Source organism: Sphaerotilus sulfidivorans (assembly GCF_013426975.1).
Classification (GTDB): Bacteria; Pseudomonadota; Gammaproteobacteria; order Burkholderiales; family Burkholderiaceae_C; genus Sphaerotilus; species Sphaerotilus sulfidivorans.
Map to the genome: position 1 here is coordinate 83,618 of NZ_JACCPY010000005.1, position 25,763 is coordinate 109,380.

General features: G+C 70.4%; 24 protein-coding genes. 13 read left to right on the forward strand and 11 right to left on the reverse strand.

Going from position 1 to position 25,763, the window contains the following annotated elements; genetic code table 11:
- Window positions 1-71 precede the first annotated feature (71 nt).
- The gene (locus tag HZU84_RS04770) at window positions 72-1,772 is read right to left on the reverse strand and encodes an AMP-binding protein (protein ID WP_149505406.1); all 1,701 of its coding nucleotides are present in this window, start codon (window positions 1,770-1,772) and stop codon (window positions 72-74) included.
- A gap of 176 nt (window positions 1,773-1,948) precedes the next feature.
- Here HZU84_RS04770 and HZU84_RS04775 point away from each other — a divergent pair, with 176 nt between their 5' ends.
- Together HZU84_RS04775 and HZU84_RS04780 are read left to right on the forward strand one after the other, a co-directional pair.
- Window positions 1,949-2,848, forward strand: coding sequence for an esterase/lipase family protein (locus HZU84_RS04775; protein WP_149504983.1), 900 nt, complete (start codon window positions 1,949-1,951; stop codon window positions 2,846-2,848).
- Window positions 2,849-2,927: 79 nt separating this feature from the next.
- Complete coding sequence (locus HZU84_RS04780) at window positions 2,928-3,431, forward strand: Lrp/AsnC family transcriptional regulator (RefSeq protein ID WP_149504982.1); 504 nt, start codon at window positions 2,928-2,930, stop codon at window positions 3,429-3,431.
- 24 nt (window positions 3,432-3,455) lie between these two features.
- Here HZU84_RS04780 and ppk2 read toward each other — a convergent pair whose 3' ends face one another.
- Window positions 3,456-4,694 carry a polyphosphate kinase 2 gene (ppk2, locus tag HZU84_RS04785; protein ID WP_149504981.1) on the reverse strand — a complete coding sequence of 413 codons (1,239 nt, stop codon included), beginning with the start codon at window positions 4,692-4,694 and terminating at the stop codon, window positions 3,456-3,458.
- 151 nt (window positions 4,695-4,845) lie between these two features.
- Between ppk2 and purT the strand changes: the two genes are divergently transcribed.
- From purT to HZU84_RS20905, 4 genes are all read left to right on the forward strand, one after another.
- Window positions 4,846-6,048 carry a formate-dependent phosphoribosylglycinamide formyltransferase gene (gene purT, locus HZU84_RS04790; RefSeq protein ID WP_149504980.1) on the forward strand — a complete coding sequence of 401 codons (1,203 nt, stop codon included), beginning with the start codon at window positions 4,846-4,848 and terminating at the stop codon, window positions 6,046-6,048.
- A gap of 65 nt (window positions 6,049-6,113) precedes the next feature.
- Window positions 6,114-7,190, forward strand: coding sequence for a ProQ/FINO family protein (locus HZU84_RS04795; RefSeq protein WP_149504979.1), 1,077 nt, complete (start codon window positions 6,114-6,116; stop codon window positions 7,188-7,190).
- A gap of 197 nt (window positions 7,191-7,387) precedes the next feature.
- Window positions 7,388-7,879 (forward strand): Cache 3/Cache 2 fusion domain-containing protein, encoded by a 492-nt coding sequence (locus HZU84_RS04800; protein ID WP_149504978.1) that lies wholly within the window; start codon window positions 7,388-7,390, stop codon window positions 7,877-7,879.
- A gap of 7 nt (window positions 7,880-7,886) precedes the next feature.
- Window positions 7,887-9,482 (forward strand): methyl-accepting chemotaxis protein, encoded by a 1,596-nt coding sequence (locus HZU84_RS20905; protein ID WP_276528782.1) that lies wholly within the window; start codon window positions 7,887-7,889, stop codon window positions 9,480-9,482.
- A gap of 74 nt (window positions 9,483-9,556) precedes the next feature.
- Here the strand turns inward: HZU84_RS20905 and metK are convergent, their stop codons facing one another.
- Entirely contained in the window at window positions 9,557-10,738 is a 1,182-nt protein-coding gene (gene metK / locus HZU84_RS04810) for a methionine adenosyltransferase (protein WP_149504977.1), read from the reverse strand.
- Window positions 10,739-10,942: 204 nt separating this feature from the next.
- Here metK and HZU84_RS04815 point away from each other — a divergent pair, with 204 nt between their 5' ends.
- The 7 genes from HZU84_RS04815 to HZU84_RS04845 all read left to right on the forward strand — a co-directional run bounded on the left by HZU84_RS04815 (window position 10,943) and on the right by HZU84_RS04845 (window position 16,619).
- Window positions 10,943-11,848: a lysophospholipid acyltransferase family protein gene (locus HZU84_RS04815; protein ID WP_149505404.1), complete on the forward strand. Its 906-nt coding sequence runs from the start codon at window positions 10,943-10,945 to the stop codon at window positions 11,846-11,848.
- A complete protein-coding gene (locus HZU84_RS04820) occupies window positions 11,845-12,741 on the forward strand; it encodes an LpxL/LpxP family acyltransferase (protein WP_149504976.1) in 897 nt (298 codons plus the stop codon). The genes HZU84_RS04815 and HZU84_RS04820 overlap by 4 nt, the downstream gene beginning before the upstream one ends.
- A gap of 367 nt (window positions 12,742-13,108) precedes the next feature.
- The gene (locus HZU84_RS04825) at window positions 13,109-13,579 is read left to right on the forward strand and encodes a MerR family transcriptional regulator (RefSeq protein WP_149504975.1); all 471 of its coding nucleotides are present in this window, start codon (window positions 13,109-13,111) and stop codon (window positions 13,577-13,579) included.
- A gap of 16 nt (window positions 13,580-13,595) precedes the next feature.
- Window positions 13,596-14,177: an RES family NAD+ phosphorylase gene (locus HZU84_RS04830; protein ID WP_149504974.1), complete on the forward strand. Its 582-nt coding sequence runs from the start codon at window positions 13,596-13,598 to the stop codon at window positions 14,175-14,177.
- Between the two features lie 23 nt (window positions 14,178-14,200).
- Entirely contained in the window at window positions 14,201-15,091 is an 891-nt protein-coding gene (gene dapF / locus HZU84_RS04835) for a diaminopimelate epimerase (protein ID WP_149504973.1), read from the forward strand.
- Between the two features lie 96 nt (window positions 15,092-15,187).
- The gene (locus HZU84_RS04840; RefSeq protein ID WP_149504972.1) at window positions 15,188-15,883 is read left to right on the forward strand and encodes a DUF484 family protein; all 696 of its coding nucleotides are present in this window, start codon (window positions 15,188-15,190) and stop codon (window positions 15,881-15,883) included.
- A 91-nt stretch (window positions 15,884-15,974) separates the two neighbouring features.
- The gene (locus tag HZU84_RS04845) at window positions 15,975-16,619 is read left to right on the forward strand and encodes a hypothetical protein (RefSeq protein WP_149504971.1); all 645 of its coding nucleotides are present in this window, start codon (window positions 15,975-15,977) and stop codon (window positions 16,617-16,619) included.
- Here the strand turns inward: HZU84_RS04845 and xylB are convergent.
- The 8 genes from xylB to HZU84_RS04885 form a co-directional block, all read right to left on the reverse strand.
- The gene (gene xylB / locus HZU84_RS04850) at window positions 16,573-18,042 is read right to left on the reverse strand and encodes a xylulokinase (protein WP_149504970.1); all 1,470 of its coding nucleotides are present in this window, start codon (window positions 18,040-18,042) and stop codon (window positions 16,573-16,575) included. The genes HZU84_RS04845 and xylB overlap by 47 nt on opposite strands.
- Window positions 18,043-18,088: 46 nt before the next feature.
- On the reverse strand, window positions 18,089-19,024 hold the full coding sequence (locus HZU84_RS04855; RefSeq protein WP_149504969.1) for an AraC family transcriptional regulator: 936 nt from the start codon (window positions 19,022-19,024) through the stop codon (window positions 18,089-18,091).
- A 43-nt stretch (window positions 19,025-19,067) separates the two neighbouring features.
- Window positions 19,068-20,474, reverse strand: a complete 1,407-nt coding sequence (dalD, locus tag HZU84_RS04860; protein ID WP_149504968.1) for a D-arabinitol 4-dehydrogenase — start codon at window positions 20,472-20,474, stop codon at window positions 19,068-19,070.
- 36 nt (window positions 20,475-20,510) lie between these two features.
- The gene (locus tag HZU84_RS04865) at window positions 20,511-21,242 is read right to left on the reverse strand and encodes an SDR family oxidoreductase (protein ID WP_149504967.1); all 732 of its coding nucleotides are present in this window, start codon (window positions 21,240-21,242) and stop codon (window positions 20,511-20,513) included.
- Between the two features lie 26 nt (window positions 21,243-21,268).
- Complete coding sequence (locus HZU84_RS04870; protein WP_149504966.1) at window positions 21,269-22,300, reverse strand: ABC transporter ATP-binding protein; 1,032 nt, start codon at window positions 22,298-22,300, stop codon at window positions 21,269-21,271.
- Between the two features lie 35 nt (window positions 22,301-22,335).
- Entirely contained in the window at window positions 22,336-23,169 is an 834-nt protein-coding gene (locus HZU84_RS04875) for a carbohydrate ABC transporter permease (protein WP_149504965.1), read from the reverse strand.
- Between the two features lie 11 nt (window positions 23,170-23,180).
- Window positions 23,181-24,041: a carbohydrate ABC transporter permease gene (locus tag HZU84_RS04880; protein WP_149504964.1), complete on the reverse strand. Its 861-nt coding sequence runs from the start codon at window positions 24,039-24,041 to the stop codon at window positions 23,181-23,183.
- Window positions 24,042-24,182: 141 nt separating this feature from the next.
- Window positions 24,183-25,493 (reverse strand): ABC transporter substrate-binding protein, encoded by a 1,311-nt coding sequence (locus tag HZU84_RS04885; RefSeq protein ID WP_149504963.1) that lies wholly within the window; start codon window positions 25,491-25,493, stop codon window positions 24,183-24,185.
- Between the last annotated feature and the right edge of the window lie 270 nt (window positions 25,494-25,763).

Consider the following 25,763-nt stretch of genomic DNA (forward strand, 5'->3'; position numbering starts at 1 on the left):
GAAACGGTGAGCAAGCGGCTCCGATCTGTGGAGATCGGGCGCAGATCCGGTGGACAAGTCCACCGGAAGGTTCAAGGCGCGGTGCTGCGGGCCGAGTCGCGCAGCTCGCGCCTGAGGATCTTGCCGACATTGCTCTTGGGCAGCTCGTCGCGGAACTCGATCTGGCGCGGGCACTTGTAGGCGGTGAGATGGCGCCGGCAGTGCTCGGCGATTTCGGTCTCCGACAGCGCGGGGTCGCTGCGCACCACGCACAGCCGCACCGCCTCGCCGCTGTGCGCGTCGGGCACGCCGAAGGCGGCGCATTCGAGCACCCCGGGATGCTGGCTGACGACCTGCTCGATCTCGGTCGGATAGACGTTGAAGCCGGACACCAGGATCATGTCCTTCTTGCGGTCGACGATGCGCACCTGGCCGTCGGGCGACATCACGCCGATGTCGCCGGAGCGGAAGAAGCCGTCGGCGCTCATGACCTTGGCGGTCTCGTCGGGGCGCTGCCAGTAGCCGGCCATGACCTGCGGGCCGCGGATGCAGATCTCGCCGGCCTGGCCGAAGGGCAGGTCGCGGCCCTCGTCGTCGCGGATGGTGATGTCGGTCGAGGGCACCGGCAGGCCGATGGTGCCGGTGAAGGTCTTCAGGTCGAGCCGGTTGGCGGTGGCCACCGGCGAGGTCTCCGACAGCCCATAGCCCTCGGCGACCGGGCAGCCGGTGACCTGCAGCCATTTCTCGGCGGTGGCCTGCTGCACTGCCATGCCGCCGCCGTTGCTGACCACCAGCGCCGAGAAGTCGAGCCGCGCGAAGGCAGGATCGTGGGCCAGCGCGTTGAACAGCGTGTTGACCGCCGGGAACATGTGGAAGCGCTGGCCGCGCAGCGCGCCCACCAGCGCCTTCAGGTCGCGCGGGTTCGGGATCAGGATCAGCCGAACCCCCATGCGCACGCCGAAGAAGAAGGACAGGGTCAGCGCGAAGATGTGATAGAGCGGCAGCGCGCACACCCCGGTGAGCTGCTGCGCGCCGAAGCTGCGGAACTGCGGCGAGAACCAGGCCTCGCACTGGCGCACATTGGCCACCACATGGCGGTGCAGCAGCACCGCGCCCTTGGACACCCCGGTGGTGCCGCCGGTGTACTGAAGAAAGGCGATGTCGTCGGGCCGCACCTGCACCGGGCTGCGGTGCTGGCCGCGCGCCGAGCGCAGCGCCGGCCGCCAGCGGCTGACGCTGCGACCGTCCTCCAGCGGCAGCTCGAAGGCCGGCACCATCTTGCGCACATGGCGCACCGCAAAATCGATCAGCCGACCCTTCCAGGCCGGCAGCATGTCGCCGGTGGAGGTCAGCAGCACATGGCGAACCGCGGTGCGCTCGATCACCTGCTGCAGCGTCGCGGCGAAGTTCTCCAGCAGCACGATCACTTCCGCACCGGCATCGCGCAGCTGGTGCTCGAGCTCGCGCGGGGTGTAGAGCGGGTTGACATTGACCACGATGCCGCCGGCGCGCAGCACCGCGGTGATCGCGACCATGTACTGCGGCAGATTGGGCATCATCAGCGCCACCCGGGTGCCCGGCACCACGCCGTGGCGCTGCAGCCAGACGGTCAGCGCCTCGGCCTCCCGGTCCAGATGGGCGAAGCCGCTGCTCTCGCCAAGAAAGACCGCCGCCGGCCGGGCCGCATGGCGGCGCAGGCCGTCATCGAGCAGGTCGACCAGCGTGCCGGCATCGCTCAGGTCGATCTCGGCGGGCACGCCGGGCGGATAGTGGGCCAGCCAGGGGCGGGGCAGGGCGGTGCTCATGGAACTCCTCCGGAGCCGGGGTCGGCGATGTGGGCCGGATTGTTCGGTGCCCCGGAACCGCGGCGTCTCCGGGCTTGCCCGGAGGCGAGCGGTGGCCTGTCCCTTCAGTGACAGGCGCCTCGCGGCATCATGTCCGCCACGCACGCAACGACGGGAGGCGCAAGGTGCTGGCGATCGGACTGGGACTGGGGCTGCTGCTGATGGCCGGCGTGCTGGCGGGGGTGCTGGCGGGCCTGCTGCCGTGGCCGCTGCTGCTGCTGCCGCTGCTCCATCCGCTGGCCCTGCTGGCCGAGATGCTGATGGCCGCCGCGCTGCACCGGGGCGATGCGCTGGCGCGGCCACCCTGGCGGGAACGCTGGCGCGCCTGGGCGGCAGAGACCGGCTGCTCGAGCCGGCTGTTCCTGCGCGAGCAGATGCTGCGCGAACACCGCTGGCCGGATGCGCAGGCCGCCGCGCCGGGCGTTCGCGGCGTCTTGCTGATCCACGGCCACCTCTGCAACCGCGGCGTCTGGAACGACTGGCAGCCCGGGCTGCGCGCGCTGGGCGTGCCGGTGATCGCGCCCAGCCTGGAGCCGCTCTTCGTGTCGATCGACCAGCACGCGCCGGTGATCGACGCGGCCATCCGCCGGCTCGAGGCGCTGACCGGACAGGCGCCGCTGGTGGTCTGCCACAGCATGGGCGGACTGGTGCTGCGGGCCTGGTGGCGCGCCCAGGTGCAGGCCGGTGCGACGCCGCAGGCCGTCAGTGCACGTGTCGCCGGGGTCATCACCGTCGGCACGCCGCATCGCGGCACCTGGCTGGCCCGCTTCGGCCTGCGCCCGAATGTTCGCCAGATGCGCCTGGACAGCGACTGGCTGCGGGCGCTGGCCGCGGCCGAGACACCGGCCTGGCGGGCGCGCTTCCTGTGCGTGCGCAGCGACTGCGACACCATCGTCTTTCCGCCGCGCTGCGCGCTGCTGGAGGACGCGCCGGCGCTCACGCTGCCTTCGCGCGGCCATCTCGAGCTGCTCGACGACCCGATTCTTCGCCGGCAGGTCGAGCAGGCGCTGCGCGCACGGACATGATGCACGGGCCCGGACCGTGGTACTGTGTGGTTCAGGTCGGATTCAGGATGGTCCGCACCGGAACTGCAATCATCGAACGATGGATTCTGCCTCCACCTCCGCTTCCGCCGTGACCGCGCCGGCGCCGCTCGACGACATCGATCGGCGCATCGTCGATGCGCTGCAGCGGCAGGGCCGCATGACCTTCGACGAGCTGGCCGGACAGGTCCAGCTCTCGGCCTCGGCGGTGCTGCGCCGGGTGCGCCGGCTCGAGGAGAGCGGCGTCATCGTCGGCTACTCGGCCATCGTGCCGCCGCAGCGCCTGGGCCTGACGGTGACCGCGCTGATCGAGCTGCGCCTCGAGCCGGGGCCGGCCGCGGCCGACGCGCTGGCCCGTGCGCTGCAGGACTGGCCCGAGGTGGTCGAGTGCCTGCGCCTGGGCTGCGACCCGAGCCGCTATCAGCTCAGGGTGGTCAGCGCCGACCTGGCGCAGCACGGCCGCTTCATGACCGAACGCCTGCAGATGCTGCCCGGCCTGCGCGACTGCCATGCGCGCTTCGTGCTCGAGCAGCTGCGCACCGGCCGCTCCGGCCCGGCGGCCTGAGCGCAGGCGCCGGGCAGCGCCGGCTCAGGCCGGCGTGCTGCCGGCGAGCTGGTCCTCGTTGCCATAGGCCTCGCCATAGGCGCTGCCGACCAGGGCCGGCCGGCCGACGATCAGCGGATCGACCGGCCCGAGCGTGCGCAGATCCTTGCGTGCGTAGGGCATGCGGTGCAGCACATAGCGCATCGCGTTCAGGCGCGCGCGCTTCTTGCAGTCCGACTTGATGACCGTCCACGGCGCGTCCTGGGTGTCGGTGTGCAGGAACATCGCCTCCTTGGCACGGGTGTAGTCGTCCCATTTGTCGAGGCTGGCCTTGTCGATCGGGCTGAGCTTCCACTGCTTGAGCGGATGTGTCTCGCGCTCCTTGAAGCGGCGGCGCTGCTCGGCGCGGCTGACCGAGAACCAGAACTTGAACAGGAAGATGCCGTTGCGCACCAGATTGCGCTCGAACTCGGGCGCCTCGCGCATGAACTGCTCGTACTGCGCATCGGTGCAGAAGCCCATGACCCGCTCGACGCCGGCGCGGTTGTACCAGGAGCGGTCGAACAGCACGATCTCGCCGCGGGTCGGCAGGTGCTGCACGTAGCGCTGGAAGTACCACTGGCCGCTCTCGATCTCGCTGGGCTTCTCCAGCGCGACGACGCGCGCGCCGCGCGGGTTGAGGTGTTCCATGAAGCGCTTGATCGTGCCGCCCTTGCCCGCGGCGTCGCGGCCCTCGAACAGGATGACGACGCGCGCGCCGGTCTCCTTCACCCACGCCTGCAGCTTCAGCAGCTCGACCTGCAGCCGGTACTTCTGCTGCTCGTAGTTCTTGCGCGCCATCAGGTGGCGGTAGGGATAGGCGCCGTCGCGCCAGCCCGGCGCCAGCTCGGTGTCCGGATCGACGCCGGGCATCGGCACGGGCTGGCGCCGGGCGGCCATCGAGCCGCGCATCAGCGCCAGATCGTCCGGCGAGGAGCCGGCGATCAGCGCCTGCAGCTGGTCGCGCCAGGTGGTGTCGTCGATCTCGCCGCGCTGGCGCCTGGCCATCACGTCCGACAGCGCCATCTCGCGCGAGGCCTGCGCGGCCTCGGTCGCGGCCTGGACCTCGTAGTGCTCCAGCCTGGTGGCGGTGATCGGTGCGGACTTGTCGGCCATCTCGACCGGCGCGGCCTGCTTGCGCCGCCGGGGTGCCCGGGGTGAACTTGGGGGCGCGGCGGCGGCGGGCGGTTCGCTGGTCACTTCGGGCGTGACGGTCGAGGGGCGGGTGCGGGTGCGAGCGGTCATGGCGGAATCCCTGGTCGGTGTTCGAGATGGGCCGAACGATGGGTGCAGATGACAGCATCATGAAAATCCCGCGCGGCGCCGTCCTTGCGGAGGGTCAATTTCAGGCCAGCCGGCACAATGGAGGATTGCTCACGTCCTGCCAGGAGCCTGCATGAAACCGATCGGAACCCCGCTGTCCGCCCATGCCACCCGCGTCATGCTGCTCGGCAGCGGCGAGCTCGGCAAGGAAGTGCTGATCGCGCTGCAGCGCCTCGGCGTCGAGACGATCGCGGTCGACCGCTACGACAACGCGCCCGGCCAGCAGGTCGCGCACCACGCCCGCACCATCGCGATGAGCGATGCGGCGCAGCTGCGCGCGCTGATCGAGACCGAGCGGCCCGACCTGGTGGTGCCCGAGATCGAGGCGATCGCCACGCCGGAGCTGGAGCGGCTCGAGGCCGAGGGCGTCGTGCGCGTCATCCCGACCGCCCGTGCCGCGCGCCTGACGATGGACCGCGAGGGCATCCGCCGCCTCGCTGCCGAGACGCTCGGCCTGCCGACCAGCCCCTACCGCTTCTGCGACTCGCTCGAGGAGTTGCAGGCGGCGATCGACGCCGGCATCGGCTATCCCTGCGTGGTCAAGCCGGTGATGAGCAGCTCCGGCAAGGGCCAGAGCCGGCTCGACGGTCCCGACGACGTGCGCAAGGCCTGGGACCACGCGATGGCGGGCGGTCGGGTCAGCCACGGCCGCGTCATCGTCGAGGGCTTCATCGACTTCGACTACGAGATCACGCTGCTGACGGTGCGCGCGCTCGGCGCCGACGGCCAGGTCGAGACGCACTTCTGCGACCCGATCGGCCACCTGCAGGTGAAGGGCGACTATGTCGAGAGCTGGCAGCCGCACCCGATGCGGCCGGCGGCGCTGGCCGAGGCGCAGCGCATCGCGCGTGTCGTCACCGACGACCTCGGCGGCCAGGGCCTGTTTGGCGTCGAGCTGTTCGTCCGTGGCGATCAGGTCTGGTTCAGCGAGGTCAGCCCGCGCCCGCACGACACCGGCATGGTGACGATGTGCACCCAGTGGCAGAACGAGTTCGAGCTGCACGCCCGCGCCATTCTCGGCCTGCCGGTGGACACCGCGCTGAAGTCGGCCGGCGCCAGCGCGGTCATCTACGGCGGCGTCGAGGCCGAGGGGCTGGTCTTCGACGGCGTCGACGAGGCGCTGCGGGTGCCGCGCTCCGAGGTGCGCCTGTTCGGCAAGCCCGAGAGCTTCGAGCGCCGGCGCATGGGCGTGGCGCTGGTGCGCAACGAGGACGTGGAGAAGGCCCGCGAACAGGCCCGTCTGGCCGCCTCGAAGGTGCGTCCGCGCCGGCCCTGAAGGCGTCCGGTCCCGACTCGGGCCACAATCGCGACTTCCGTTGCCAACACCGTTCCACCAGAACCATGTCCACCCCCGAGATCCCGACCGACGCCGAGGTCACCGCCGCCACTCCGGCTCCCGAGACCCCCGCGCCGATCGAGGCAGCCGCCGTCTCCGGTCCGGCCCTTGACGCCGCACCCGAGATCGCCGCCGAAACGGCAGTCGAGCAGACCGCGGCCGCACCGAGCCCGGCCAAGACTCCGGACATGAGCCCGGCCGAATGCGCCCGCCAGCTGCGCGAGCGCTTTCCGGCGCTGTTCGACGGCCCGGCCCGGCCGCTGAAGCTGCGCATCCAGGCCGACATTAAGGAGCGTGCGCCGGGCGTGTTCAGCCGCGCGACGCTGTCGGCCTTCCTGCGCCGCCACACCAATTCCACCGCCTATCTGGTCGCGCTGACCAAGGCTGCCAGCCGCACCGACCTCGACGGCCAGCCCGCCGGCGACATCAGCGACGAGCACCGCACGGTCGCGCAGCAGGAGCTCGACCGCCGCCGCGCGCTGCACCAGGAGCGCCGCGCCCAGGAAGCGAAGCAGCAGCAGCGCGAGCCGCGCCGTGGCGCTGCCCCGCAGGGCGAGGCCGCCACGGGCGAGCCGGCCCGCGAGCCGCGCGAGCCTCGTGAGGCACGCCCCCCGCGCGCACCGCGTCCGCCGCGGGGCGAGGGCCGTCCGCCGCGCGAAGCCCGTGAGTCGCGCGAGCCGCGTGAACCGCGCGCCCCGGGCAGCCGCCCGCCGCACCAGGAGCGCGACGCCCAGGCCCGCCCGCCGCGGGGCGATCGTCCGGAGCGTCAGGACCGGCCCGCACGGCCGCCGCGTGACGAGGCCGCCCGTGCGGCAGCGGCACCGGTTCGCCAGGAGGCCCCGGTCGAGCGCGTGCAGGACGATCCGCAGCGCCGCGAGCGCGCCCAGCTGCTGCGCGACTTCGAGCGCAGCTCGCTCAAGCGCTCGAGCTTCTGCGTGCTGCGCGGCGTGCCCGAGGACCAGCTCGACGCGCTGCTCGCGCAGGCGCGCCGCGAGGCCGCCGAGGCCCCGGCCCGCGCGCCTCAGCGCGAGGAGCAGGGCGAGCGCCGCCCTGGCGGTGCCGGCCGGCCGCCGCGCCGCTGAGACCTCGCCCAGCGCCTCATCACCCTCGACACAGGCTCGACGCCCGAGCTTGAGGTCGGGTGCGTACCGATGAGCGTGCGCTTGCCGCCGCTCTTCGCGGCTTGGTCAGCCACATCCAGGTGTCACGATCGGATGCCCCTTCTCGCCCGCCTCCGGCGCAGGTGCGAAGGTCATCCTCACCGACACCCTGGATTGCCATGAATCGCTTCACCTTCCTGAGCACCGCGGTGCTGGCGCTGGCCACCGCCGGCGCGGCGCAGGCCGCCGATCCCAAGGCCACCATTGCCGATCTCGAGGCCCGCCTGACCCGCATCGGTGCGGCCAAGATCGAGGGCACCGACACGGTGGCCGGCAAGACGGTGCCGGCACTGTTCTTCGGCGACCGCAAGATCAACGGCAACTACGATGTGGTCGACGCGGTCCGCAAGGCGCATGGCGCCACCGCCACTGTCTTCGTCAAGGACGGCGACGAGTTCGTGCGCATCAGCACCAATGTGCTGACGCCGGAGGGCAAGCGGGGCGTGGGCACGCAGCTGGCCCGCAATGCCGCCTACGAGGCGGTCAGCAAGGGCAGCGAATACTGCGGCCCGATCGACGTGCTGGGCACCGCCTTCGACGCCTGCTACCGGCCGATCAAGGACGGCGGCGGCAAGATCGTCGGCGTGAGCTACATCGGCCACAAGAAGTGAGCCTGTCATGGCTGCTTCCCATGCCGCGCGCGAGCGGTTCTCGCGTCTGAGCCTGGGCACCCGGCTCAGTCTGGGCTTCGGTGTCGGCGTCGTGCTGGCCGGTGCCGTGGGCGGCGTCGGTCTGGCGGGGCTGCATCAGGTCGGCAGTCGCACCGACGAGCTGTCGGCCCGCTGGCTGCCCGGCGTGGCCCAGCTGGCCACCAGCCGGGCTGCGCTGCTGGAGATGCGGGACTTCGAGGTCAGGCACAGCCGCACCGACGATCGCAGCTATCACGCCGAGTACGAGGAGAAGATCACTGCGGCGCTGAAAGCCGCCGACGAGGCGCTCGCCGCCTATGCCGCCAGTGCGGCTTCCGACGAGGCGACCCGCGCGCATCTGGAGAGCTTCCGCAAGGCCTGGGAGGCCTACCAGAAGACCCAGCAGCAGGTGGTGTCGCTCGGTCGGGAGGGCAAGCAGCAGGATGCCGCCGACATCAGCGACGGTGCCGCCAGCATGCATGTCGACGAGGCGCTGGTCGCGCTCGACCAGCTCTGGAAGCACACCCTCGCGTCGGGCAGCCAGGCCAGTGCCGAGGCCGCGGCCATCCAGTCGACCGCGATGAAGTCGATGGGCGCGCTGCTGCTGCTGGCGGTGCTCTCAGGCAGTGCGCTGGCCTGGCTGATCGTGCGCAGCCTGCGCCGCCAGCTCGGGGGCGAGCCGGCGGTGGCGGTCGAGATCGCGCGTTCGGTGGCGGGCGGCGACCTGTGCACACCGGTGCCGGTGCGTGCCGGCGACACCGACAGCCTGATGGCCCAGCTCCAGGCGATGCAGGTCTCGCTGGTGCGGGCGGTCAGCGCGGTGCGGCAGGGCTCCGAGCAGGTGGCCGACACCAGCAGCCAGATCGCCCAGGGCAACCGCGACCTCTCGGCCCGCACCGAGCAGCAGGCCGCGGCGCTGGAGGAGACCGCCGCGACCATGGAGCAGCTCGGCACCACGGTGCGCCACAACGCCGACAACGCCCGCCAGGCCAGTGCGGTGGCGCGCGAGTCGTCCCAGGTCGCCGCGCAGGGCGGCGAGGTGGTCACCCAGGTGGTGCAGACGATGCGCGGCATTCACGAGGCCTCGCGCAAGATCGCCGACATCATCGGCGTGATCGACGGCATCGCCTTCCAGACCAACATCCTGGCGCTGAACGCGGCGGTGGAGGCCGCACGGGCCGGCGAGCAGGGCCGTGGCTTCGCGGTGGTGGCGGGCGAGGTGCGCACGCTGGCGCTGCGCTCGGCCGAGGCCGCGCGCGAGATCAAGTCGCTGATCTCCACCAGCGTCGATCGCGTCGAGCAGGGCTCGATGCAGGCCGACGAGGCCGGGCGCAAGATGCAGGAGATCGTGAGCTCGATCCAGCGGGTGGCCGATCTGGTCGGCGAGATCAGCGTTGCCAGCGAGGAGCAGAGCACCGGCGTGGCCCAGGTCGGCCAGGCCGTCTCGCAGATGGACCAGGTCACGCAGCAGAACGCCGGGCTGGTCAGCCAGGGCACCTCGTCGGCCGAGCATCTGGCCGAGCAGGCGCAGTCGCTGGTCGAGGCGGTCGCGGTGTTCCGGGTCGATGCGCACGATCGACACTGAACCCGCTGCGCCATGAAGAAGGGGCCGCATCTGCGGCCCCTTTTGTCATTGGGTCATCGCGTCAGCGCCCCGGCTCACAGGCCGGCGGCGGCGCGCAGCAGCTGCGCCTTGTCGGTGCGCTCCCAGGCGAACTCCGGCTCCTCGCGGCCGAAGTGGCCGTAGGCGGCGGTCTTCGAGTAGATCGGGCGCAGCAGGTCGAGCATCTGGATGATGCCCTTCGGGCGCAGGTCGAAGTGCTCGTGCACCAGCGCGGCGATCCGGTCGTCGGAGATCACGCCGGTGCCTTCGGTGTAGACCGTGATGTTGATCGGGCGGGCCACGCCGATCGCGTAGCTCACCTGGATCTGGCACTGGCGCGCCAGGCCGGCGGCCACGATGTTCTTGGCGACATAGCGCGCGGCGTAGGCGGCCGAGCGGTCCACCTTCGTCGGATCCTTGCCCGAGAAGGCGCCGCCGCCGTGCGGGCAGGCGCCGCCGTAGGTGTCGACGATGATCTTGCGGCCGGTCAGGCCGCAGTCGCCCTGCGGGCCGCCGATGACGAAGCGGCCGGTCGGGTTGATCAGGTACTGGGTGTCCTGCAGCCATTCCTTGGGCAGCACCGGCTTGATGATCTCCTCGATGCAGGCCTCGTAGAAGCTGGCCTTCATCTTCGTGGCCGTCTCGCTCTGGTCGGGGCTGTGCTGGGTGGAGAGCACCACGGTGTCGATGCTGTGGGGCTTGCCGTCCACATAGCGCATCGTGATCTGGCTCTTGGCGTCCGGGCGCAGGAAGGGCAGGCGGCCGTCCTTGCGCAGCTGCGCCTGGCGCTCGACCACGCGGTGCGCGTAGTAGATCGGCGCGGGCATCAGCTCAGGGGTCTCGTCGCAGGCGTAGCCGAACATCAGGCCCTGGTCGCCTGCGCCGGTGTTCAAGTGGTCGTCGGAGGCGTGGTCGACGCCCTGGGCGATGTCGTTCGACTGCTTGTCGTAGGCCACCAGCACCGCGCAGCCCTTGTAGTCGATGCCGTACTCGGTGTTGTCGTAGCCGATGCGCTTGATCGTGTCGCGCGCGACCTGGATGTAGTCGACATGCGCGTTGGTGGTGATCTCGCCGGCCAGCACGACCAGACCGGTGTTGGTCAGCGTCTCGGCGGCCACGCGCGAGCGCGGGTCCTGCGCCAGGATGGCGTCGAGGATCGCGTCCGAGATCTGGTCGGCCACCTTGTCGGGGTGTCCTTCGGACACCGATTCGGACGTGAAGAGGAAATCGTTCGCCACTTATAAACTCCTGTGATCCAAACAAGCTTTTCGGCGCGTGTCGCCGTGCTGTTGAGGAGCCTGCGGCGAACGCTTTAGCGGCATTTTTTCCACTTCTGCCGAAAATCTCTCGATTTCGGCAGGTGGCGTGCCCGGTCAAGACCCGGCCCGTCGCCCCGCAAGTTGTTCCTTAACTCGGCGAATGTGACGAATTCTATGCCCGTGATCGCCTCCCTGTTCAACGCCGCCTCGAAGGCCCCGCTGCCGTTGCTCCATCGCATCGGCGCGCTGCTGGGCTGGGTCACCTGGTGCGCCTCGCCGACCTACCGGCGCCGTCTGGCGGCCAACATCGCCCAGGCCGGTCTGCCGGCGGCGACCCGGCGCCTGGCGGTGGTCTCGGCCGGGCGCATGGTGGCCGAGCTGCCCTGGCTGTGGTGCCGCCGGCCTGATGCGCCGCTGGGCGACATCGTGCGCTGGGAGGGCGCCGAGCATGTCGAGGCGGCGCTGGCGCGCGGCCGCGGCCTGGTGATGCTCACGCCGCATCTGGGCTGCTTCGAGATCATCGCGCAGGCCTATGCCGAGCGCTGGGGCGGCCAGCGCGCGATGACGGCGCTGTACCGCCCGGCGCGCCAGCCCTGGCTGCGCGATCTGGTGGCGCAGTCGCGCAACCGCCCCGGCCTGGAGACGGCGCCGGCAACGCTGGCCGGCGTGCGTCAGATGATCCGCGCGCTGCGCAAGGGCGGCACGATCGGCCTGCTGCCCGACCAGGTGCCGCCCGACGGCCTGGGCGTGTGGGCACCCTTCTTCGGCCGCGAGGCCTACACGATGACGCTGGCCGCGCGACTGGTGCAGCAGACCGGCGCCGACTGGCTGCTGCTGGCCTGCGAGCGCCTGCCGGGCGGCCGCGGCTTCGTCATCCGCGCCAGCCTGCCCGACGAGGCACTGCCCGCCAGCGCCGACGAGCCCGATGCCGAGCGCCTGGCGGTGCGCAGCGCCGGCATCGTCAATCGCGCGATGGAGCGGCTGATCCGCCAGAATCCCGGCCAGTATCTGTGGGGCTATCACCGCTACAAGGCGCCGCGTGCGCTGGCGGAGCCTGCCCCCGCGCCTGCTTCCGACGCTTCCGCATGAAATCCTTTCTCTCGAACATGGCCGCCCGGCTGGTGCTCGGCCTGCTGTGGCTGCTGCACTGGCTGCCGCTGGGCCTGCAGACCCGCCTCGGCCAGGGGCTGGGCGCGCTGCTTTGGCGGCTGGGCAAGTCGCGTCGGCGCATCGCGCTGCGCAACCTCGCGCTGTGCCTGCCCGAGAAGACGCCGGCCGAGCGCGAAGCGCTCGCCCGTGCGCACTTCGGCTGGCTGGGCCGCAGCTTTCTCGAGCGCGGCATGCTCTGGTACGCCTCGCGCGAGCGGCTGTCGCGCCTGATCCAGGTCGAGGGCGACGTGAAGCTGGCCGAGCGCAGCGAGCGCCCGGTCATGTGGCTGGTGCCGCATTTCCTGGCGCTGGACGTGGCCGGCGTCAGCGTGCTGCTGAACCAGGGCCGCCATGCCGGCTCGATCTATCAGGCGCAGAGCAATCCGGTCTTCGATGCGGCGATGCGCCGTGGCCGGCTGCGCTTCGGCAACGCAGAGATCTTCGCCCGCAGCGAAGGCGCGCGCGCGCTGATGCGCGCCATCAAGCGCGGCGACGCCTTCTTCAACCTGCCCGACATGGACTTCGGCGCGCGCGACGCGGCCTTCGTGCCCTTCTTCGGCGTGCCGGCCGCGACGCTGCTGGCGCCGTCGCGCATGGCGCGTGCGCTGGGCATGGTGGTGCAGCCGGTGGTCAGCGAGATGCTGCCCGGCGGCCAGGGCTGGCGCATCCGCTTCCTCGAACCCTGGACCGACTTTCCCACCGAGGACGCGGTGGCCGACACCGCGCGCATGAACCGCTGGATCGAGCAGGAGGTGCGCCGCCTGCCCGAGCAGTACCTGTGGGTGCACAAGCGCTTCAAGACCCGGCCCGAGGGCGAGGCGGGGCTGTACTGAGCTACACTTCCGAACTTAACGAGATTGACGAAATGTCGATCTGAAATGTGAAGTGGCACATGCTTGTGGTAACGCTCGACTCTGATCCATCGACTATCTCGACTGCCTCCGAAAAGATGCGTTCTGCGTACTTGGAGTACGCCAGACTCGTGATCTGCGGACCGATAGATGCCTACGAACGCTATCGAACAGTAGTCAAGACGTCCTTGCGTTTGCTGCTTGCGAGCAGACAGCAAACGCATGCACTTCCACGCAGAGATACAGGACTCAGGCAAGCGCGCCGCAACGCTTCGTGCGGATTTTTCGGCCAAGCCAAGGTCAACGCGCGCAATGCGCCTTGAGTGCTCGTCGTTCAGTCCCTTCCATCATGAAAACCCAGACGACTGAAACCTCGACGTCTTCCGTCCTTCCCCGCCGAAGCGCGCGAGCCGCCAGACCTTCGCCCTACCTGACCCCGACCGAGACGAATGCACTGCTGCATGCCAGCCTCGACAGCCGCCTGCGTCGGCTCGAGCAGGCCGACATGATGAGCACCGACGAGGCCGCCGCCCTGCTGGGCACCAGTCGCGTGACCATCAACGCCTGGATCGGCAAGGGCCGCTGCATCGGCCTGACGCAGACCAAGCGCGGGTTCAAGGTGCCGCGCTGGCAGTTCGAGCCGGCCGTGTGGGCGCATGTCGCCCTGATCGGTCAGGCGCTCGGGCTGAGCGAGGGCTGGGCGTTGCTGAACTTCTTCGAGACTCCACACGGCGGCCTCGAAGGACTGACGCCGCGACAGGCCCTGGAACAAGGTCAGGCTGAGCGCGTGCTCGCCGTGGCCCGGACGGAAGGCGCCTGAACCGCGATCTTCCCGCATGAAACTGAGCGATCTCACCTACTGCCAGGAACACACGCTGCCGCGGCTGCATTCGATGTACCGCATCCAGCGCACCCGCCGCACCGCCAGCACTGTGGCGATCGGGCCGGTGCGGCTGCCGCCCACCGGACTGATGGGCGGCCGCTTCGACCTGCCGGATCGGCCGGTCGGCTATTTCGCCGAAGAGCCTGAGACTGCGGCCTACGAGACGCTGGCGCGGCGCGAGGCCCATGTGCTGTCGATGGCTGACCTGCGTCTGCGCAGCCTGCTCTGGGTCCAGCTCACCGAGCCGGTGCGGCTGCTCGATCTGCGTCCGCATGCGCCCACCTGGCCGGTGCTGACCTCGCTGCGCTTCGGCTGCACGCAGGAACTGGCCGCCGACGCGGCCCGCCACGGCTATCACGGCCTGATCTACCGCTCGGCCCAGCAGCACGATCACGACTGCTACGTGCTGTTCGACCCGGCCCTGGGCTGGTTGCGCCGGGTGGAGAGCGCGCCGCTGGTGGATGCGGCCACGGGCGGTCTGCACCACCTGCTGCGCGATGTGGCCCGTGGCGCGCAGATGCCGTTCGTCCCATGAGTCACGCCCCGGATAATCCCGCCATGACCACCCGCTCGCCTCTTCCCTTCACCAAGATGCACGGCCTCGGCAACGACTTCGTCGTGTTCGATGCCACCCGCGCGCCGCTGGCGCTCAGCGAAGAACAGCTGCGCTTCGTCGGCGACCGGCGCTTCGGCATCGGCGCCGACCAGATTCTCGTCGTCGAGCGCCCGCAGGGGCCGGATGCGGACTTCCGCTACCGCATCTTCAACGGCGCCACCGGCGAGGAGGTCGAGCACTGCGGCAACGGCGCGCGCTGCTTCATGCGCTTCGTGCGCGAGCAGGGCCTGAGCGACCGCGACGAGGTGCGCGTCGAGACGATGAACAACCGCATCGTGCTGCGCATGCAGGCCGACGGGCGGGTCACCGTCGACATGAACCAGCCGATTCTCGAGCCCGAGCGCGTGCCCTTCGATCCGTCCGGGCTGCAGCCGCGGCTGGAGAACGACGCCGAGCTGTGGCCGCTGGCCAACCCGGCCGCGCCGCAGGAGCAGGTCGAGGTCGCGGTGGTGTCGATGGGCAATCCGCACGCGGTGCAGCGCGTGGACGATGTCGACACCGCGCCGGTGGCGCAGGTCGGGCCGTGGGTGGAGTCGCATCCGCGCTTTCCGCGCAAGGTCAACGCCGGCTTCCTGCAGGTGGTCGCGCGCGACCGGGTGCGGCTGCGGGTGTTCGAGCGCGGCGCCGGCGAGACGCTGGCCTGCGGCACCGGCGCCTGCGCGGCGGTGGTGGCCGGCATCCGCCTGGGCTGGCTGGACGCGCGCGTCGACGTCGAGACCCGCGGCGGCGAGCTGACCATCGAGTGGGACGGCCCCGGCAGCAGCGTGCGCATGACCGGTCCGGCAGTCACCGTGTTCGAGGGCCATGTGGAGCTGCCGGCGGCTTCCTGCTGAACCGGATCGGCTTGTGCATTCAAGGCGCGGATGAAGGGCATCCGGCCGGCTTTTCCTTCGGGTGACCGGCCAGGGGCTGCGCTACCCTCGCTCGCCATGAGCAGCATTCCGGGCCGACTGAGCGGCCTTTCCGAGGACGACATCGCCAGCTACCTGATGCAGACGCCCGGCTTCTTCGAGCGTCATGCCGAGCTGCTGGCCAATGTCGAGCTGGCCAATCCGCATGGCCAGCGCGCCGTCTCGCTCCAGCAGCGCCAGATGGAGATGCTGCGCGAGCGCATTCACGGCCTCGAGCGCCGCCTGATGGAGATGATCCGCCACGGCCAGGAGAACGCGGTGCTGTCGGACCGGCTGCACCAGTGGGTGCGCGGCCTGATGCTGCTGGCCGACCCGCGCGACATTCCGGACATGCTGGTGATCGATCTGCAGGAGCAGTTCATGGTCCCGCAGGCGGCGATGCGGCTGTGGGAGGTGGCGCCGGACTTCGAGTCCGAGCCGGTGGCGCGCGGCGTCAGCCCCGAGCTGCGCCGCTTCGCCTCCAGCCTGGTCACGCCCTGCTGCGGCGCGCACACCAGCTTCGAGGCGGTGCAGTGGCTGCAGCAGCCCACCGCGGTGGCTTCGCTGGCGCTGCTGCCGCTGCGTCGCAGCATGACCTCGCCGGCCTTCGGCATGCTGGTGCTGGCCTCGCCGGATCCGATGCGCTACACGCCCGAGATGGGCACCGATTTCCTGGTGCGCATCGCCGAGCTGGCCAGCGCCGCGGTGACCCGTCTGCTTCCCGACGGCGGCTGACCTGCCAAGCCCGTCCGGGCGCCGGGGTCTCGGGCACGCTGCCACCATGACTGGCGGTCTTCGCCTGATGCGGTCCGCGAGGAGGCTTGTGATGCCCGTGCCGCTGTCCGCGTTCGCCGTCGCCCTGGAGGCCGCCTCGGCCTCGGTCCCCTCCGCAGGCTCCGCCGATGCACTGCTGCTGCAGGTGCTGCTGGCCGCCGCGGTGCGGCTGTCCGGACTGCCGGCGCTGCCGGTCGATGCGCCGGCGCCGGTGCTGGTCGATCTGCCGGTGGCCGAGCTGCACCGCCAGGCCTGCCCCGAGCGGCCCCGCGACTGCGCGCGCCTGATCGCTTGGCATGACGCCGCCGGGGGGCGGGTGCTGCTGAGCGACCAGCTCGACTGGCGCATGCGGCCGGTCGACCGCTCCTTCGTGCTGCACGAACTGGTGCATGTGCTGCAGGCCCGGCGCCCCGGCAGCCCCCGCGACGACGACTGCGCCCGCGCGCTCGACGACGAGCGCCTGGCCTACCGGGTGCAGAACGCCTGGCTGGACGAACAGGGGCGCGCCGAGCGTTTCGGCGGCATGCTGCATGCCCTGCGCTGCGCGGCCGCGCAGGTCGATGCCGACGGGCGGATGCGGCTGCGCCGCGGTGGCGGCAGCGACGGCGATGCCGAGGCCCTGATCGGCGACCTGATGCGGCGCCGCAGCCTCACCCCACCGGAAACAGCCCCGCCACCGCCCGGTACAGCGCCCTGAAGCGCGCATGGCGAGCCGCCAGCCGCGCGGTCTCGGCCGGATCTGGCGAGAAGGTCGCGGCGATCTCGGGTGCGGGGCAGACCTGGTCGAGCGTGCCGCCGTCGGCCAGCCAGGCCAGGCGCGCCGCGCCCAGCGCGCCGCCGGCCTCGCCGCCGTGGCGGGTGACCATCGGCACGCCGATCGCGTCGGCCAGCAGCTGCGCCCACAGGCCGGAGCGCGCGCCGCCGCCCACCAGCGTGAGGCCGGCCACCTCGCCGGGCTGCACGCCCAGCGCGTGCCAGCCGTCGAGCAGGCCGAAGGTCACGCCCTCGATCACCGACCAGCCCAGCGCGGCCGCGTCGTGCTCGTTGGTCAGCCCGAAGAAGCTGCCCTGCGCGTGCGGGTTGTTGTGCGGCGTGCGCTCGCCATTCAGGTAGGGCAAAAAGAGCGGCGCGCGCTCGCGCTGCTGCGGCGTCAGTTGCGCGACCTGCTCGAGCAGCGCGCCCTCGCTCGCCGCGCCGACCAGCCGCGTCACCCAGCTCAGGCCGTTGGCGGCGCTGAGCATCACGCTCATCTGGTGCCAGGTGCCGGGCAGCGCGTGGCAGAAGGCGTGCATCGCGCTGGCCGGGTTCGGGCGGAAGCGGTCGCTGGTCAGGAAGATCACGCCCGAGGTGCCCAGCGAGACGAAGCCCTCGCCCGGCCGCACCGCGCCGATGCCGACCGCGCTGGCGGCGTTGTCGCCACCACCGCCGGCGACGATCACGCCGGCCGGCAGGCCCCAGCGGGCGGCCAGCTCGGGCCGGAGCGTGCCGGAGGCCTCGCTGCCCTCGACCAGCCGCGGCATCTGCGCCTCGGTCAGGCCGCAGGCGGCCAGCACCTCGGCCGACCAGCGCCGCTCGGCCACGTCCAGCCACAGCGTGCCGGCGGCGTCGCTCATCTCGCCGACGCGCTCGCCGGTCAGCATGAAGCGCAGCCAGTCCTTGGGCAGCAGCACGGTGGCGGTCTTCGCGAAGACCTCCGGCTCGTGCCGGCGCACCCACAGCAGCTTCGGCGCGGTGAAGCCGGGCATGGCCAGATTGCCGGCGATGGCGTGCAGACGCGGGCAGGCGGCCTCCAGCTCGGCGCATTCGGCGCCGCTGCGGCCGTCGTTCCACAGGATGGCCGGGCGCAGCACCTCGCCGGCGGCGTCCATCAGCACCGCGCCGTGCATCTGGCCCGACAGGCCGATCGCGCGCACCTGCGCCAGCGCGGCGGCCTGCCCGGCCTGCAGCCGCGCCATCGCGCGCGCCATCGCGTCCCACCAGTCGGCGGGCGACTGCTCGCTGTGCAAGGGCGCGGGGCGCTGCACGGTCAGCCGCTCGCCGACGCTGGCGACGAGGCGGTGCTGCCGGTCGAGCAGCACCAGCTTCAGCTCGGAGGTGCCGAGATCGATGCCGAGGTACATGGGAAAAGATCCTGCGGAAAGGTTCAGGCCGGACTCAGGTCGCGGCTCAGGCCGCGCCGCCGAAGCGGTTGTCGGCCTGCTTGCGGAACTCGCTCGGCGTCAGCCCCTTGATCTCGAGGAAGCGCCGGTTGAAGTTCGCGACGTTGTTGAAGCCGACCTCGAAGCAGATGTGCGTGATCAGCCGGTCCGATTCCATCAGCAGCTGGCAGGCGCGGTTGATGCGGACGCGGTTGACGAAGTCGGTGAAGGTGTTGCCGGTGGCGCGGCGGAAGAAGCGGCTGAAGCGGCTCTCGCTCATGCCCAGCTCGGCGGCGATGTCGGCGGCGGAGAAGGCCTGGCCGAGGTTGTCGGTGATGCGGCTGACCACCGCGTCGATCTGGTCGAGCGAGGTGTCGTCGTCGATGCTCTGCATCTGCACGTTAGACAGCAGCCGGTAGTCGGTGCAGGCGGCCAGCTCGGCCATCAGCTCGCAGAAGACGGCGAAGCGGCGCAGGCCGCGCGCCTCCTTGATGCGCTGCCAGGACTGCTGCGCGCGCTCGCCCATGCCGAAGAACTCGATGCCGTGGCGCGCGCGCTCGAGCATCGGCAGCACCTCGCCCAGCTCGGGGATGGCCGCGGCGGCGCGCGCCATCGGCTCGTGCTGGAACTGGATCGCCAGGTCGCGCAGCGCCACGCCGCCGTCGGGCATGTCCATCGACAGCCAGTTGTGCGGCAGCCGCGGGCCGGTCAGCACCAGGTGGCCGGGCTGGAACTGCCCGATCCAGTCGCCGACGAAGACCTTGCCCGAGGTGCTGGTGATCAGGTGCAGCTCGTACTCGTCGTGGTAGTGCCAGCGCGCCAGCGGGGTGGGGAAGCCGTGCGCCAGGCAGCGCACGGTGCCGGCCTCGTCGGGCGATTCGTAGCCCAGATCCGGCGAGCGGACATGGTCGTACTCCAGCTCGGGGCGGGTCTGGCGCGGAATGGTGCGGAGCTTGGCAGGCATGATGAACCCGAGGTTACCGCGCGCGGGCGGGCGTGCCGGGCCCTCAGGCGCGGTGGCCGTGGGCCGCGACGAAGGCGGCCACCCGCTCGCCGGCGCGGCGCACCGCGTCGACCAGCCGGGCGTCGCCCGCCAGCTCGCCCCACAGCGGCGGGTCGGCGCAGAATGCGGCCACCGGGTCGGCCGCGTCGCACATGGCGTGGGCGACCGCCGCGTCCATCGCCTGGTCCTGGTAGGCGTAGGGCAGGCCGCCGCGGTGCCAGACCTGCAGATAGGCCAGGAAGAGCGCCGGCAGCATCGCCACGCTGTCGATGGTGGCGCCGGCGGCCAGGCGCTCGCGGATCGTCGGCGCGATGAAGCCGGGGATCTTGCTGAAGCCGTCCATCGCCACGCGCTGGTTGGTGTCGCGGATGGCGGGGTTGCCGAAGCGGTCCAGCACCACGTCGCGGTACCTGGCCAGGTCGATCGGGCAGGGCTTCTCGGGCGTGTCGAGCACCGGAATGGTGTCGTCGGTGACGTAGTCGAAGGCCATCTGGCGGATCGCCGGGTCGTGCGTGCCTTCGTGGATGTACAGATGGCCGACCAGCGTGCCGGCCCAGGCGATGCACGAGTGCGTCGCGTTGAGCAGGCGGATCTTGGCCTCCTCGTAGGCATCGACCGACTGCACCATCTCGACGCCGACCGTCTCCCAGGCCGGGCGGCCGGCGATGAAGCGGTCCTCGATCACCCACTGGATGAAGCTCTCGCCCATCAGCGCGGCGGGGTCGTCCACGCCGGTGGCGGCCAGCACCCGCTCGCGCACGTCGGGCGTCGGGCGCGGCGTGATGCGGTCGACCATCGCGTTCGGGCTGGTGGTGTTGGCCTGCACCCAGGCCAGCAGTGCGGTGTCGCCCACGAGCTCGATGAACTGCAGCAGGCCGCCGCGCGAGCGGTCGCCGTTGTGGCGCAGGTTGTCGCAGTTGAGCAGCGTGACCGGGCCGGCGCCGCTCTTCATGCGCGCGCGCAGCAGGGCGGTCAGCGCGCCGTAGATCGTGCCGCCCGGCTGGCCGGCGCGCGCCGCGTCGAGGTCGGCGCGCAGGTCGGCGAAGGTGGCCAGGTCGAGCCGGTTCTGCGCGTCGAGGTAGTAGCCGGCCTCGGTGACGGTGAAGGAGATGATCTTGGTGTCGCTGCTCGCGCCTTGCGCGATCAGCCCGGCCAGGTCGGGCGTGTAGCCGATGACCTGGCGGATCGAGGTGATGCGGGTGTAGCGGTGCTCGCCGGCCGGCGAGATGGTCTCCAGCGTGTAGGCGCCGCCCTGGGCCTGGAGCGCGGCGATCGTCTCGGCCATGTCGGGGCGGGTGTTGCCGCCGGCCAGTTGCCAGCCGGTGTCGCCGCTCTGGATGAGCTCGTGCAGGTAGACAGCCAGGTGGGCCCGGTGGAACGAGCCCAGGCCGAGGTGCAGGATGACGTTCATGGTGGGGGGGCGTCTTGTCGGTGGGGGTGTTCTGGCTCAGAGGTCGAAGTTCGAGGGCATCAGCACGACATCGCGGATGGTCACGCCGCGCGGGCGGGTCAGCATGAAGGTGATGACCGCGCCGATCTCGGCCGGCTCGATCAGGCTGCCGGAGGCGCGCGCCTGGGCCAGCTTGTCGGCGGGCCAGTCGGCGATCAGGCCGGTCAGCACCGGGCCCGGCGAGATCGAGCCCACCCGCAGGCCGTGCCTGAAGACCTGGCGGCGGGTGGTCTGCACGAAGCAGTCGATCGCCCACTTGGACGACGCGTAGACCGGCTCCCACGGCGTGGGGTAGTGCGCCGCCAGCGAGCTGGTGACGAGAATGTCGCCCGAGCCGCGCTCGATCATGTGGGGCAGCGCGTCGCGCACGTTCTTCATGACCACCGCGACATTGAGCTGCAGCATGCGGTCGATCGCGTCGGTGTCGGCATCGACCAGGTCGCCGCCGATGTAGAGCCCGGCGTTGGCGTGCAGGATGTCGAGCCGGCCGGCCAGGGCCAGCACCTGCGGCACCAGCGTGCGGCACTGCGCGGCGTCGAGCAGGTCGAGCTGCAGCGGGATGACCGCATCGCCATGCTCGGCCTGCATCGCCGCCAGGCCGGCGGCGTCGCGGTCGACCAGCACCACGCGGGCGCCGCCGGCCAGCAGCGCCTCGGCGCTGGCGCGGCCGATGCCGGAGGCCGCGCCGGTGATCGCGGCCACCTGGCCTTCGAAAGGACGGTTCTTCATCGAATTTCCCCCGTGAAAGCGCAGAATCAGCCGGCGCGGGCAGCGCGGCCCTGGGCGTCGAAGCGGTGCGCATTGGCCGCCTCGACGAAGACGCCCACGCGGTCGCCGTTGTGCAGGCCGGAGCGCACCGGCTGGCGCGAGACCAGCTGCGCGCCGCTGTCGACGGTGACGTAGATCAGCGTCTCGGCGCCGAGCGACTCCACCAGATCGACCGTGCCGGGCAGGCCGCCGGCCGGAGCCTGGGCGGCCGCCTGCAGCGTCACGTCCTCCGGGCGCAGGCCCACGAAGCCGCCCGCGGGCACGCCGGCCACCTGCGGCAGGTGGCGGCCTTCGACCACATTCATCTGCGGCGAGCCGATGAACTGGGCGACGAACTGGTTGGCGGGGCGGTCGTAGAGTTCCAGCGGCGTGCCGACCTGCTCGATCAGGCCGTCGCGCAGCACGACGATGCGGTCGGCCAGGGTCATGGCCTCGACCTGGTCGTGGGTGACATAGATCGTGGTGGCGCCGAGGTCGCGGTGCAGCTTGGCGATCTCGACGCGGGTCTGGCCGCGCAGCGCGGCGTCCAGGTTGGAGAGCGGCTCGTCGAAGAGGAAGACCTTCGGGGCGCGCACGATGGCGCGGCCGATGGCCACGCGCTGGCGCTGGCCACCCGACAGGGCCTTCGGGGTGCGCTCGAGGTATTGCGTGAGGTTGAGGATCTTGGCGGCGCGCTCGACCTTCTCGCGGATGAGGGCGGGGTCTTCCTTGGCGAGCTTGAGCGCGAAGCTCATGTTCTCGAACACGCTCATGTGCGGGTAGAGCGCGTAGCTCTGGAACACCATCGCCAGGTCGCGCTTGGAGGAGGGCGCGTGGGTGATGTCGCGGCCGTCGAGCACCAGCCGGCCGCCGTCGATCTGCTCGAGGCCGGCGATCAGGCGCAAGAGCGTGGACTTGCCGCAGCCCGACGGGCCGACGAAGACGATGAACTCGCCCTTCTCGATGGTGAGGTCCACGCCCTTGATGGCGCGGTGCTCGCCGAAGAACTTCTCGATGCCCTGGAGTTGCAGGTAGGCCATGGGAGGATGTCTCGTGGAATGGTTGACTGCGCCGGTCACTTCACGGCGCCGAAGGTCAGGCCCTGCACCAGCTGCTTCTGGCTGAACCAGCCGAAGACGACGATCGGGGCGATCGCCAGCAGCGAGGCGGCCGACAGCTTGGCCCAGAACAGGCCCTCGGGGCTGGAGTACTGCGCGATCAGCGCGGCCAGCGTGCCGGCGTTGGCGGCGCTGAGGTTGAGCGACCAGAAGGCCTCGTTCCAGCTCAGCACCAGGCACAGCAGGCCGGTGGAGGCGAAGCTGCCCAGCGACAGCGGCAGCAGCACCTGGACGGCCTCCTGCCAGAGCGTGGCGCCGTCCATGCGGGCGGCCTCGAGGATCTCCGGCGGGATCTCGCGGAAGCCCGAATAGAGCATCCAGACCATGATCGGCAGGTTGGAGAGCGTGAAGACGATGATCAGCCCGAGCTGGGTGTCGAGCAGCGCCGACTTCTGCGCCAGCACATAGATCGGCACCAGCGCGCCCACCGCCGGCATCATCTTGGTGGAGAGCATCCACATCAGGATGTCCTTGGTCCGGGGGCCCTTGAAGAAGGCCATCGCGTAGGCGGCCGGGCCGGCCAGGAGCAGGCCCAGCAGCGTCGAGACCACGCTGGTCACCACCGAGTTCCAGGCGTAGTGCAGGTAGTCGCTGCGCTCCTGCACCTCGTGGAAGCTCTCCAGCGTCGGGGTGAAGAAGATCTGCGGCGGCACCGCGATGGCCTGCAGCTCGGTCTTGAAGGCGGTCAGCACCAGCCAGCCCAGCGGGAAGAACAGCAGCAGCGTGACCAGCCAGGCCGCCACGGTGCGCAGCAGCAGCACCGGCGTCAGGGAGGAGGGACGGGACGACATCGGGAGGCTCCTCACTTGTCCAGGTTCTTGCCGACCAGGCGGATCAGGAAGACGGCGGCGATGTTGGCCAGCACGACCGCGAACAGCGCGCCGGCCGAGGCCACGCCCGCATCGAAGTTCAGCAGCGCCTGCTTGAAGATCAGGAAGGCCATGTTGGTGCTGGCATCCCCCGGACCGCCGCCGGTGGTGGTGTAGATCTCGGCGAACACGGAGAGCAGGAAGATCATCTCGATCATCACCACCACCGCCACCGAGCGGCCCAGGTGCGGGATGTAGAGATAGCGCAGTTGCTGCAGGTAGTTGGCGCCGTCCATGCGCGCGGCCTCGATCTGCTCGCGGTCCATCGACTGCAGCGAGGTCACGAAGATCAGCGTCGCGAACGGCAGCCACTGCCAGCTCACCATGATGATCACGCTCAGCAGCGGCCAGTCGGTCAGCCAGTCCACCGGCGTGGCGCCGAAGAACTGCCAGACCTGCGCCAGCACCCCGTAGATCGGGTTCATCATCATGTTCTTCCACAGCAGCGCATTGACCGTGGGCATGACGAAGAAGGGGCTGATCAGCAGGATGCGCACCAGGCCGCGGCCCGGGAACGGATCGTCGATCAGCAGCGCGATGGCCGCGCCCAGGCCCACCGTGATCAGGATGACGCTGCCCAGCAGCAGCAGCGTGTTGATCACCGAGGTCGTGAACGACGGGTCGGTGATGAAGTATTCGAAGTTCTCGAGCCCGACGAAGCCGCTCTGGTCGGGCTGCATCAGGTTGTAGCGGATCACGCTGAAGTACAGCGTCATCACCAGCGGCACGATCATCCACAGGAAGAGCGTGGCCACCGCGGGCGCCATCAGGGCGCGGGGCAGGAATCGGTTCATGGGTCCACCATCGTGCGCGGCCGGTCAGGTCGTGGAGGGGGCCGGAGGTCGCCCCCCGGCCCGTCTCCACGCCTGCCGGCCATGCCTCACCTCACCACAGGGAGAGGGTCGAGAAGTCGGCTGCAGCGCGCCCTGCGGGCATCACTTGTAGTAGCCGGCCTTCTTCATCTCGCGCTCGGCGGCCTGCTGGCCGGTCTTCAGGGCGGCGTCGACCGAGGTCTTGCCCGCCAGCGCCGCGCTCATCTGCTGGCCGACGGCGATGCCGATGGCCTGGAACTCGGGAATCGCCGCGAACTGCACGCCGATGTAGGGCGACTTCGGCAGCGTCGAGTCGGTCGGGTTGGCGCTGTCGATCGCGGCCTTCTCGGCGGCGGCGAAGCGGGCGGCCTTCTGGAACTCCGGCGACGCGTAGGTCGACTTGCGGGTGCCGGTGGGCACATTGGCCCAGCCGTTGGTCTTGGCCACCAGCTGCACATAGTCCTTGCTGGTCGCCCAGGTGATGAACTTCTGCGCCGCATCGACCTTCTTCGAGCCGGCCGGAATCGCCAGATTCCACGACCACAGCCAGTTGGCGCCCTTCGGGGTGTTCATGGTCGGCGCCTGGGCGAAGGCCATCTGGTCGGCGACCTTGGACTGCTTCGGATCGCTGACGAAGGAGGCGGCGATGGTGGCGTCGATCCACATGCCGCACTTGCCGGCGTTGGTCAGCGCCAGGATCTCGTTGAAGCTGTTGGCGGCCGAGCCCGGGGGGCCGTAGTTCTTCAGCAGGTCGACGTAGAAGTTGATCGCGTCCTTCCAGGGCTTGCTTTCCAGCTGCGGCTTCCACGACATGTCGAACCACTGGCCGCCGAAGGTGTTGACCAGCGTCGACAGGAAGGCCATGTTGTCGCCCCAGCCCGGCTTGCCGCGCAGGCAGATGCCGTACACGCCGTTCTTCGGGTCGTGCATCTTGGCGGCCAGGGCCTGGATGTCGGTCCAGGTCGGCTTGTCGGCGACCTTCACGCCGGCCTTGTCGGCCAGGTCCTTGCGGTACATCAGCATCGACGACTCGCCGTAGAACGGCGCGGCGAAGAGCTTGCCGTCCACGCTCAGGCCGCTGCGGATTGCCGGCAGCAGGTCGTCGGCGTCATAGGCGGCGTCGGTCTTGAGCTCCTGCAGCCAGCCCTTCTTGCCCCAGATCGGCGCCTCGTACATGCCGATGGTCATGATGTCGAACTGGCCGCCCTTGGTGGCGATGTCGGTGGTCACGCGCTGGCGCAGCACGCCTTCTTCCAGCGTGACCCACTTGACCTTGATGTCCGGGTTGGCCTGCTCGAAATGCTTCGTCAGCTTCTGCATCTCGATCATGTGACCGTTGTTGACGGTGGCGATCACCAGTTCGGTGGCGGCGTTCGCCAGGCCGGCGGTCAGGCCGAAGGCCAGGGCCAGGGAGGCCTTGAGCGTCAGTTTCATCATGTGTCTCCTCGCGGGATGGAACAGGAACGGACTACGTGGGGAGCGGCCGGGGCCCCGGCGGTGCAGCGCTGGCACCGGGCTGGAGCGGTCAGCCCCGATCGACAGGCGCAACGATAGGTGCTGACGCATGCACCGATTGATACGGATGCAGCCCATTCATGTACTTCATTGCACGTAATGACTCGGGTTTTCCATAGGTGTGTGGGAGAAAGTACAGATTTGTACTTTCTTGCATTCAATCGCTGCAACGCAGCATTGAAACTCGCA